Source organism: Paraburkholderia sp. CNPSo 3076, from assembly GCF_026343935.1.
Taxonomy (GTDB): Bacteria; Pseudomonadota; Gammaproteobacteria; order Burkholderiales; family Burkholderiaceae; genus Paraburkholderia; species Paraburkholderia nodosa.
The window spans coordinates 1-9,588 of sequence record NZ_JAPMAL010000078.1 but is presented as its reverse complement, the minus strand read 5'-3'; the positions used below and the strand labels follow the sequence as shown (position 1 = coordinate 9,588).

The window sequence follows — 9,588 nt, the reverse complement described above, 5'->3', positions numbered from 1 at the left end:
GCCCAGGGTGGGGCGCATAGCCGGGCCCGCCGAGGGCGGCCCGCATGGAACGGGCCGCGCGGGCCGGGTCACGGAGGCTGCCCCGCGTACCCATCAAGCAGAACGGAACGGGCGTCAATCGCGCGTTCCGTTCGTACAGTTGGCTTACTTGCCGAGCAGGTGAGCCACGCCTTCGCGCTCTTCGAGCAACTCGTTGAGCGTGCCGTCCATCTTCTCGCGCGAGAATGCGTCGATTTCGAGGCCTTCCACGCGCTTGTATTCGCCGTTTTCGCAGGTCACCGGCACGCCGTAGATGATGTCTTCGGGAATGCCGTACGAGCCGTCCGACGGGATACCCATCGTGACCCACTTGCCGTTCGTGCCGAGGACCCAGTCACGCACGTGGTCGATCGCCGCGTTGGCGGCCGATGCTGCCGACGAGAGGCCGCGCGCTTCGATGATCGCCGCGCCGCGCTTGCCGACCGTCGGGATGAACGTGTTGCGGTTCCATTCGTCGTCGTTGATCAGCTTGGTCAGCGACTGGCCTTCCGCCGTTGCGACACGGAAGTCGGGGTACATCGTCGGCGAGTGGTTGCCCCACACGGCGAGCTTCTCGATCGAAGCGACCGGCTTGCCCGACTTGGCGGCCAGTTGCGAGAGCGCGCGGTTGTGGTCCAGACGCAGCATGGCGGTGAAGTTCTTCTTCGGCAGGTCCGGAGCCGACTTCATGGCGATGTAGGCGTTCGTGTTGGCCGGGTTGCCGACCACCAGCACCTTCACGTCGCGGCTGGCGACGTCGTTCAGCGCCTTGCCCTGAACCGTGAAGATTTCGGCGTTGGCCGAGAGCAGGTCCTTACGTTCCATGCCCTTCGAGCGCGGACGTGCGCCAACCAGCAGGGCGACGTCGGCGTCCTTGAACGCGACCTTCGGATCGTCGGTGATGACCACGCCCGCCAGCAGCGGGAATGCGCAGTCGTCGAGTTCCATCACGACGCCCTTGACGGCGGCTTGCGCCTGCGGCAGGTCGAGCAGTTGCAGGATGACGGGCTGATCCTTGCCGAGCAGGTCGCCATTCGCAATGCGGAACAGCAGGGAGTAAGCGATCTGACCTGCGGCGCCGGTGACGGCAACGCGCTTTGCGGGCTTAGCCATTGAAAATCTCCAGGAAGATGCGTTAGACGCCAGGGTAAAACGCCATTCTATATGCGCGATACACGAAGCGTAGCTGAAACAGGCGGTCTTTCTCGCCGGCGTGCGCGCTTCACTGGAACAACCATGACTGACAAGCCGTGAAGCGTGCGCCGCCGGCGCGGACCGCCGTGCCGGTAACCTGTGCAACATGGCAAGAGGTGAACGGGGCGCCCTTCGAGGGACACCAGACGCTGGCCGCTTCGCGTGTGCCGACTCCTGCAACAGCTCGCTCGGGCTCTCCCACAGACGCGCGGCGCGCAACGACTCACGCGTGCCGGCCGGGCGGATCGAAACCTCTACTGCGTTTACTGCGTGAGGGAACAGCATCGTGCAAGGCGGCTCGCGGCGCATTCGCCACGAGGTGGATGCAGCCGGCGGCTCCTCTTCGTCATGCCGGTTTCATGTCCTGAAATTAGCATGCAGCCCGCCCGCAAACCCTTGCTCGATCGGGAGTGTAGGAGTCGTCAGGGTCAAAGTCAACAGTATCTTATGTCTTATATAAGACATAACTATTGCGGGCAAAATGCTTGATGCGTAGGGGGGTTTATGTTGAAATGCGCGCCATGAGTGCAAACCCGGCCAGCAACGCGAATTCCACCGCTCCCGAGAGCGGGGCTCCAGCGTCTGCGCCCGCGGTTCCACCGTCCCCCACCTTCAGTCCGCTGTACCAGCAGATCAAGGGGCTCATTACACAGAGCCTCGAGTCCGGCGAATGGAAGCCCGGCGAAATCATCCCCAGCGAAGTCGAACTGGCCGCCCGTTACAAGGTGAGCCAGGGGACCGTGCGCAAGGCGATCGACGAACTGGCTGCCGACAATCTGCTGGTGCGCCGCCAGGGCAAGGGCACGTTTGTTGCAACGCACAACGAAGAACGCGCCCAGTTTCGCTTTCTTAGATTACTCGCCGATGACGGCGCGGAGCACCCGCACGTGAGCAGGCTGCTCGAGTGCCGGCGCCTGCGCGCTTCGGCCGAGATCGCGCGCCAGCTCGACCTCAAGCCCTCGGACCCGGTGGTGCTGATCCGGCGTCTGCTGCAGTTCGACGGCGAAAGCACCGTGCTCGACGAGATCTGGCTGCCCGGCGGTGTGTTCCGCGGGCTCACGAGCGAGCGCCTTGCCGAGTACAAAGGCCCGCTCTACGCCATGTTCGAGGCGGAATTCGGCACGCGCATGATTCGTGCGACCGAGAAGATCCGCGCCGTGGCCGCGGAGCCCACGGTGGCCGACCTTCTCAAAGTGCCCGCAGGTTTTCCTTTGCTATCGGTCGAGCGCGTGTCCTATACCTATGGAGACCGGCCGGTCGAGGTGCGCCGCGGATGGTATGTCACAACCGGGTACTACTATCAGAATGATTTGAGTTGACGGGCGACCGCGCGAAAGGCGCGGAGCCCTTCCCCAGAGTGCCTTTGCTTGCGCGCACCACCAGCCGTACCCGACGTGGATTTCGCTGCAGCGCGATATAAAAAGGCGCTAAAATTGCGAATTAGTGTTAACACATAGTAGGGGTCTAGCATGGCAGAAGCCGCAAAAAAACCGAGGCCGGAATACCGGAACATCGGGCTTGGGCAGATATTGTTCGCATACCGCCTGCCTCTGGCCGGTCGTGTGTCGATCGGCCACCGCATCAGCGGTGTGTTGTTGTTCCTGTTCCTGCCTTTCATCTTGTTCCTGTTGGACCAGAGCCTCACTTCGGAGCTGAGCTTCGAGGTATTCAAGGGCTTCCTCTCGAACATCATCGTCAAGCTCATCGTGCTGGTCCTCGGATGGGCGTTCCTGTTTCACTTCTGCGCTGGCGTGCGTCACCTGTGCATGGACTTCAACCATAGCCTCGTGAGCAAGGAAAAAGGCAAGTCGACCTCCCTGGTCGTCGTGATCATCTCCACGGTCCTCACGATCGCCTTTGCGGCAAAACTCTTCGGAGCGTTCTAAAAAATGTCGGCTAAAAACGGTATCGGTCCGAAGCGCCTTGTCGTCGGCGCTCACTACGGCATTCGCGACTGGATCGCGCAACGCGCCACCGCCGTGATCATGGCGATCTACACGATCGTGCTGCTCGTCCTGTTCTTCGGCGCGCACGACTTCTCGTATGACGGCTGGGCCTCGATCTTCGCCGCGCAGTGGATGAAGCTCGCGACGTTCGTCACCCTGATCGCGTTGTTCCTGCACGCGTGGGTTGGCGTGCGTGACATCTGGATGGACTACATCAAGCCGGTCGGCCTGCGCATCACGCTGGACGTCCTCACGATCGCATGGCTGCTGGGCAGCCTCGGCTACGCCGCTCAGATTCTCTGGAGAGTGTAAAAGAATGGCTGCAATCAAGAATTCATTGCCGCGTCGCAAGTTCGACGTGGTCATCGTCGGTGCTGGCGGCTCGGGGATGCGCGCTTCGCTGCAACTCGCGCGCGCTGGCCTGTCGGTTTGTGTGCTCTCGAAGGTGTTCCCCACGCGTTCGCACACGGTGGCGGCCCAGGGCGGCATCGGCGCCTCGCTCGGCAACATGAGCGAAGACAACTGGCACTACCACTTCTACGACACGATCAAGGGCTCCGACTGGCTCGGCGACCAGGACGCGATCGAGTTCATGTGCCGTGAAGCACCGAACGCTGTCTACGAACTGGAACACATGGGCATGCCGTTCGACCGTAATGCGGACGGCACGATCTACCAGCGCCCGTTCGGCGGCCACACGGCCAACTACGGCGAGAAGCCGGTCCAGCGCGCCTGTGCTGCTGCTGACCGTACCGGCCACGCGCTGCTGCACACGCTGTACCAGCAGAACGTTGCGGCGAAGACCACGTTCTTCGTCGAATGGATGGCGCTCGACCTGATCCGCGACGCCGAAGGCGACGTGCTCGGTGTGACCGCGCTCGAAATGGAAACGGGCGACGTCTATATCCTCGAAGGCAAGACCACACTGTTCGCCACGGGCGGCGCGGGCCGGATCTTCGCGGCATCGACCAACGCGTTCATCAACACCGGTGACGGCCTTGGCATGGCGGCCCGTTCGGGCATCGCGCTGCAAGACATGGAGTTCTGGCAGTTCCACCCGACCGGCGTGGCCGGCGCGGGCGTGCTGATCACGGAAGGCGTGCGCGGCGAAGGCGGCATTCTGCGTAACTCGAACGGCGAGCGCTTCATGGAGCGTTACGCGCCGACCTTGAAGGACCTGGCGCCGCGCGACTTCGTTTCGCGTTCGATGGACCAGGAAATCAAGGAAGGCCGTGGCGTGGGTCCGCACAAGGACCACGTGCTGCTCGACCTGTCGCACATCGGCGCCGAGACGATCATGAAGCGTCTGCCGTCGATCCGCGAAATCGCGCTCAAGTTCGCGAACGTGGACTGTATCAAGGAGCCGATCCCGGTCGTGCCGACCATCCACTACCAGATGGGCGGCATCCCGACGAACATCAACGGCCAGGTCGTTGGCACGCCGAAGGGTCACGAAGAAGTCGTCAACGGCTTCTACGCCGTGGGCGAATGCTCGTGCGTCTCGGTGCACGGCGCAAACCGCCTGGGCACGAACTCGCTGCTCGACCTCGTGGTGTTCGGCCGTGCGGCTGGCAACCACATCGTCAAGCACGTCAAGGAACTGCGCGATCACAAGCCGCTGCCGGCCGACGCCGCCGACTTCGCGCTCTCGCGCCTCGCCGAGCTCGACAAGTCGACTTCGGGCGAGTACGCGCAAAGCGTCGCGAACGACATCCGCGGCTCGATGCAGAAGCACGCAGGCGTGTTCCGCACCTCGAAGCTGCTGGAAGACGGCGTGAAGGACATCGCGCAGATCGCTGAGCGCGCGAAGCACATCCACCTGAAGGACAAGTCGAAGGTGTTCAACACGGCGCGCGTGGAAGCGCTCGAAGTGGCGAACCTGGTCGAAGTTGCGCGCGCAACGATGGTTTCGGCTGAAGCCCGCAAGGAAAGCCGTGGTGCGCACGCACAGAGCGACTACGAACACCGCGACGACGAAAACTGGCTGCGCCATACGCTCTGGTTCAGCGAAGGCGACCGACTCGAATACAAGCCGGTCCACATGCAACCGCTGACCGTCGAGTCCGTGCCGCCGAAGGCGCGTACGTTCTAAGGCACACGCCAGTCAAAAGGAATTGGAAATGGCCAAACGCATTTTTGAAGTCTATCGCTACGACCCGGACAAGGACGCGGCGCCGCGCATGCAAACGTACGAGCTGGAACTCACGCACGAGCGCATGCTGCTCGACGCGCTGCTCAAGCTCAAGGAAGTGGACGAAACGCTGTCGTTCCGCCGTTCGTGCCGTGAAGGCGTGTGCGGTTCGGACGCCATGAACATCAACGGCAAGAACGGTCTCGCCTGCCTGACGAACCTGAACGACCTGCCGGCGAAGATCGTGCTGCGTCCGCTGCCGGGCCTGCCCGTCGTGCGCGACCTGATCTGCGACTTCACGCAGTTCTTCAACCAGTACCACTCGATCAAGCCGTACCTGATCAACGACACGCCGCCGCCCGAGAAGGAGCGTCTGCAGTCGCCTGAGCAGCGTGACGAACTCGACGGCCTGTACGAGTGTATTCTGTGCGCAAGCTGCTCGACCTCGTGCCCGAGCTTCTGGTGGAACCCGGACAAGTTCGTCGGCCCGGCAGGTCTGCTGCAGGCTTACCGCTTCATCGCGGACAGCCGCGACGAAGCGACCGGCGAGCGCCTCGACAACCTCGAGGACCCGTACCGTCTGTTCCGTTGCCATACGATCATGAACTGCGTCGACGTTTGCCCGAAGGGCCTGAACCCGACGAAGGCGATCGGCAAGATCAAGGAACTGATGTTCCGCCGCGCGGTTTGATGTTGCTGTTCTGAAATGGAATCGCACCAGTCTGACCCTCATCGCCGCGCGCGCCTTCGCTGGCGCGCGCGGCGCGGCCTGCTCGAAAATGATCTGATTTTTGAGCGGTTTTTCGAGCGCTATGAGCATGAACTCAGCGACGCCGATGTGGGCGCTCTCACGCGGCTGCTCGAGCTGAGCGATAACGACCTGATGGACTTGCTGCTCGCGCGCAAGGAACCAGAAGGCGACCTTGCCGACCCGGACGTGAAGCGGGTGCTGGAGCTGCTTCGGAACGTCTGAGCGCGGCGGCGCGCAGTGATGTGGACTGTCGCCGCTCCGGACGTACAAAACTATCGAATCCCGTGTTTATCTTCGATTGAGGATGTGCTATGACCCCGTCTGATGTAAAAGCCACGCTATCGTTCAGCGACAATTCGCCGAGCGTCGAAATGCCGATCTACAAGGGCACGATGGGCCCCGATGTGATCGACATCCGCAAACTGTACGGTCAGACCGGCAAGTTCACGTATGATCCGGGCTTCATGTCGACGGCGTCGTGCAACTCGGCGATCACGTACATTGATGGGGACAAGGGCGAGCTGCTGTACCGCGGCTACCCGATCGACAACCTCGCGCAAAACGCCGACTTCCTCGAAACCTGCTACCTGCTGTATCGCGGCGAACTGCCGAACGCGGCGCAGAAGGAAGAGTTCGTGAAGACCGTCACGCAGCACACGATGGTTCACGAGCAGATGCAGTTCTTCTTCCGCGGCTTCCGTCGTGACGCGCACCCGATGGCGATCCTCGTCGCCGCAGTCGGCGCGCTGTCGGCGTTCTATCACGACTCGCTCGACATCAACAACGCGAAGCACCGCGAAGTTTCGGCGATCCGCATGATCGCGAAGCTGCCGACGCTGGTCGCCATGGCGTACAAGTACTCGATCGGCCAGCCGTTCGTGTACCCGCAGAACAATCTGTCGTACAGCGCGAACTTCATGCGCATGATGTTCTCGAACCCGTGCGAAGAGTACAAGGTCAACGACGTGCTCGTGCGCGCGCTCGACCGTATCCTCATCCTGCACGCTGACCACGAGCAGAACGCTTCGACCTCGACGGTGCGTCTGGCTGGCTCGTCGGGCGCGAACCCGTTCGCGTGTATCGCCGCAGGTATCGCCTGTCTGTGGGGCCCGGCGCACGGCGGTGCGAACGAAGCCGCGCTGAACATGCTCGAACAGATCGGCTCGCCGGACAACATCCCTGAGTTCATCAAGCAGGTGAAGGACAAGAACTCGGGCGTGAAGCTGATGGGCTTCGGCCACCGCGTGTACAAGAACTACGATCCGCGTGCGAAGCTCATGCGCGAAACGTGCTACGAAGTGCTGAACGAACTTGGTCTGCACGACGATCCGCTCTTCAAGCTCGCCATGCAGCTCGAAAAGATCGCGCTGGAAGACGAATACTTCGTGTCGCGCAAGCTGTACCCGAACGTCGACTTCTACTCGGGTATCGTGCAGCGCGCGCTGGGCATCCCGACCTCGATGTTCACGTGTATCTTCGCGATGGCACGTACGGTGGGCTGGATCGCGCAATGGAACGAGATGATCGCCGACCCCGAGCAGAAGATCGGCCGTCCGCGCCAGCTGTTCATCGGCGAAACGCCGCGCGAAGCGAAGCCGATCGCGCAGCGCTAAGCTTCGCTTTTGCCGTGCTGCGCGCCAGATGGTGCGCAGCATGCAAGCAGTCATGCAAACGCCCCGACGGGTTATCGCCCGTCGGGGCGTTTGCTTTGGCAAATGAGCGGTAGACCTGTTGCGCGGTATCAAGGAAGCCGGGGGACGAGTACGAGGGTTGTGAGAGCGAATTGATGTTGGGGGCAGTGGGCGGAATCGCGGAGCAGGTGGACGGTGAGCTGTTTCTTTGTATAACTGAGGCATGCTCATAATTAAATATAAAGAAACAGTGGCAAAGTGACAGGTTGAGCAGACCTTGGCTTTCTATGGTTAAGCTTCGTTGGCGTATTGTGAGATTCGATCTTAGTTTGACCTGTTCGACAGGTGTTAAATCAGACTAGTCTTATATTCGAATTTCAGATCACATGGAAATGTGAAAGATTGGCCTGCGTCAGATTTTCGTGAATTGAGATCAACTGTACCGCGCATGCCAGCTAGCAGGGGTGCAAAATGGCGAGCGTCACACATGATTGGCGCTCGAAATGGCTATCGCATCATGACGCCAGCGATCTCAAGCTCGGCGCCGTAACCGTCTGAAATGACAAAGAGAGTCTATTTGTCCGGCTCTCGATTTTTCGGAATTCATTTTCAGTATTCGTTCACAAAAGCTCGATAAATTGAGCGCAACGGATTAATGAATTTTGGTCGTCGTGATTGTGATTCATCCGCTTCTTGGTTTCTCGAATTAAGAACAAACGGAGTGCAGTTGCATGGCCACGAACGAACGTATTATCCCGGTAAGGGTCGCGGACGATGGCTCCGCGCACTACATCTCTGTTACGTCTCCTCCAGATGACAGCACCGCGGTGTGTTACATGATCCCAAATCGCGTGATTCCGGTCATCCTTGTCCCGGGCGTGATGGGTACAAATTTGATGGATTTAAGCCAGAGGCCAGTATGGCTCGCAAACACCACCTGGAGCGTCTTGAAGGAATGGGGTAGTCGAGGACCAGAGAAGCGCAAGTTGAAACTCGATCCAGTAAATACTTTGGTTTATAGCGGAGGTGCGCTACCGGCAGGCACACAACTTTCGGATGCTGAGTTGCGTCGTCGGGGTTGGGGCGAGGTTGCCAACATGAGCTACGGGACATTCCTGCCGTGGCTTGAAAATGCTCTAAACGACGCGGATACCTGCAAGAACGGTTGGCGAGCGACACTGATGAAAGACTTGCGCGATCCAGTCCCGGGGATCGCTCCGCTTTCCTATGACGAGGTGGCGCTTTCTTATAAATATCATTTGCCGGTACACGCGGTCGGATACAACTGATTGCAGTCGAACGCCGATTCCACCAATCGATTGAGCGAGAAGATTAACGAATTTCAGAATTACTACCGAAGCCAACGCAAGCAATGCGACTACGTTATTTTAGTGACCCATTCAATGGGTGGCCTCGTTTCACGGTGGTATTCGGAAAAAATGGGTGGCAACGCCAATATCCTTGGAATATTGTACGCGGTGATGCCAGCAACTGGATCGGCTACTGCGTACAAGCGTGTGAAAAGCGGCACCGAGATGCCAGTCGGGATTGCTTTGGGTGCCAATGCTGCCGAGATGACTGCGGTCTTTGCTCAGTCACCTGGACCACTTCAGCTACTTCGTCGAACCTGAACAATTCAGAGAGCCTTGTGCGGCAGAGCTTTGAGGCCAAAATGGTGTTGTGAGATCTGCAGGAACCTGGCACATTAACGTGAGAATCCTGCATTTTTCGATGAGGTGCGGATGGGTCCGAAGACGCCTGTGACGGAGGGAGATTTCTTCCGCCAACCGCTGCGCGAACAGATCAACCTGAAGCATCCGTTGATACGTTTGGCCGACCTCATCAACTGGGAGCGACTTGGCGCATCAATGAGCGAAAGCTTTGTATCGCGCAAGGGTCGACCGGCGACGTCTCCCA

The 9,588-nt window shown here is 60.1% G+C and carries 10 protein-coding genes and 1 pseudogene; 10 read left to right on the top strand and 1 reads right to left on the bottom strand.

From position 1 onward, the window contains the following. Window positions 1-144 precede the first annotated feature (144 nt). The gene (locus M3A49_RS41180; RefSeq protein WP_254337501.1) at window positions 145-1,131 is read right to left on the bottom strand and encodes a malate dehydrogenase; all 987 of its coding nucleotides are present in this window, start codon (window positions 1,129-1,131) and stop codon (window positions 145-147) included. Between the two features lie 602 nt (window positions 1,132-1,733). On the opposite strand from M3A49_RS41180, the gene M3A49_RS41175 reads away from it, so the two are divergent. The 10 genes and pseudogenes from M3A49_RS41175 to M3A49_RS41130 form a co-directional block, all read left to right on the top strand. Next, window positions 1,734-2,531: a GntR family transcriptional regulator gene (locus M3A49_RS41175; protein ID WP_035512539.1), complete on the top strand. Its 798-nt coding sequence runs from the start codon at window positions 1,734-1,736 to the stop codon at window positions 2,529-2,531. Window positions 2,532-2,681: 150 nt separating this feature from the next. Further along, complete coding sequence (gene sdhC / locus M3A49_RS41170; protein ID WP_254358546.1) at window positions 2,682-3,098, top strand: succinate dehydrogenase, cytochrome b556 subunit; 417 nt, start codon at window positions 2,682-2,684, stop codon at window positions 3,096-3,098. A 3-nt stretch (window positions 3,099-3,101) separates the two neighbouring features. After that, window positions 3,102-3,470, top strand: coding sequence for a succinate dehydrogenase, hydrophobic membrane anchor protein (gene sdhD / locus M3A49_RS41165; RefSeq protein WP_028202902.1), 369 nt, complete (start codon window positions 3,102-3,104; stop codon window positions 3,468-3,470). 4 nt (window positions 3,471-3,474) lie between these two features. Further along, a complete protein-coding gene (gene sdhA / locus M3A49_RS41160) occupies window positions 3,475-5,250 on the top strand; it encodes a succinate dehydrogenase flavoprotein subunit (RefSeq protein WP_254358545.1) in 1,776 nt (591 codons plus the stop codon). A gap of 28 nt (window positions 5,251-5,278) precedes the next feature. Beyond that, window positions 5,279-5,980, top strand: a complete 702-nt coding sequence (locus M3A49_RS41155) for a succinate dehydrogenase iron-sulfur subunit (protein ID WP_028202904.1) — start codon at window positions 5,279-5,281, stop codon at window positions 5,978-5,980. A 15-nt stretch (window positions 5,981-5,995) separates the two neighbouring features. Further along, window positions 5,996-6,262, top strand: coding sequence for a succinate dehydrogenase assembly factor 2 (locus M3A49_RS41150; protein ID WP_028202905.1), 267 nt, complete (start codon window positions 5,996-5,998; stop codon window positions 6,260-6,262). An 89-nt stretch (window positions 6,263-6,351) separates the two neighbouring features. After that, window positions 6,352-7,653: a citrate synthase gene (gene gltA / locus M3A49_RS41145; RefSeq protein ID WP_266233875.1), complete on the top strand. Its 1,302-nt coding sequence runs from the start codon at window positions 6,352-6,354 to the stop codon at window positions 7,651-7,653. 749 nt (window positions 7,654-8,402) lie between these two features. Continuing rightward, entirely contained in the window at window positions 8,403-8,960 is a 558-nt protein-coding gene (locus M3A49_RS41140) for a hypothetical protein (RefSeq protein WP_266233874.1), read from the top strand. Beyond that, on the top strand, window positions 8,961-9,302 hold the full coding sequence (locus M3A49_RS41135) for an esterase/lipase family protein (protein ID WP_266233873.1): 342 nt from the start codon (window positions 8,961-8,963) through the stop codon (window positions 9,300-9,302). Between the two features lie 111 nt (window positions 9,303-9,413). Next, window positions 9,414-9,588: pseudogene (locus tag M3A49_RS41130) on the top strand (IS5/IS1182 family transposase); the annotation flags it as partial.

What these genes read in the sequence shown, in the direction of transcription:
- gltA (WP_266233875.1), top strand. Translation starts at nt 6,352, where the DNA reads ATGACCCCGTCTGATGTAAAAGCCACGCTATCGTTCAGCGACAATTCG.
- M3A49_RS41175 (WP_035512539.1), top strand. Translation starts at nt 1,734, where the DNA reads ATGAGTGCAAACCCGGCCAGCAACGCGAATTCCACCGCTCCCGAGAGC.
- M3A49_RS41150 (WP_028202905.1), top strand. Translation starts at nt 5,996, where the DNA reads ATGGAATCGCACCAGTCTGACCCTCATCGCCGCGCGCGCCTTCGCTGG.
- M3A49_RS41155 (WP_028202904.1), top strand. Translation starts at nt 5,279, where the DNA reads ATGGCCAAACGCATTTTTGAAGTCTATCGCTACGACCCGGACAAGGAC.
- M3A49_RS41180 (WP_254337501.1), bottom strand. Translation starts at nt 1,131, where the DNA reads ATGGCTAAGCCCGCAAAGCGCGTTGCCGTCACCGGCGCCGCAGGTCAG.
- sdhA (WP_254358545.1), top strand. Translation starts at nt 3,475, where the DNA reads ATGGCTGCAATCAAGAATTCATTGCCGCGTCGCAAGTTCGACGTGGTC.
- sdhD (WP_028202902.1), top strand. Translation starts at nt 3,102, where the DNA reads ATGTCGGCTAAAAACGGTATCGGTCCGAAGCGCCTTGTCGTCGGCGCT.
- sdhC (WP_254358546.1), top strand. Translation starts at nt 2,682, where the DNA reads ATGGCAGAAGCCGCAAAAAAACCGAGGCCGGAATACCGGAACATCGGG.
- M3A49_RS41140 (WP_266233874.1), top strand. Translation starts at nt 8,403, where the DNA reads ATGGCCACGAACGAACGTATTATCCCGGTAAGGGTCGCGGACGATGGC.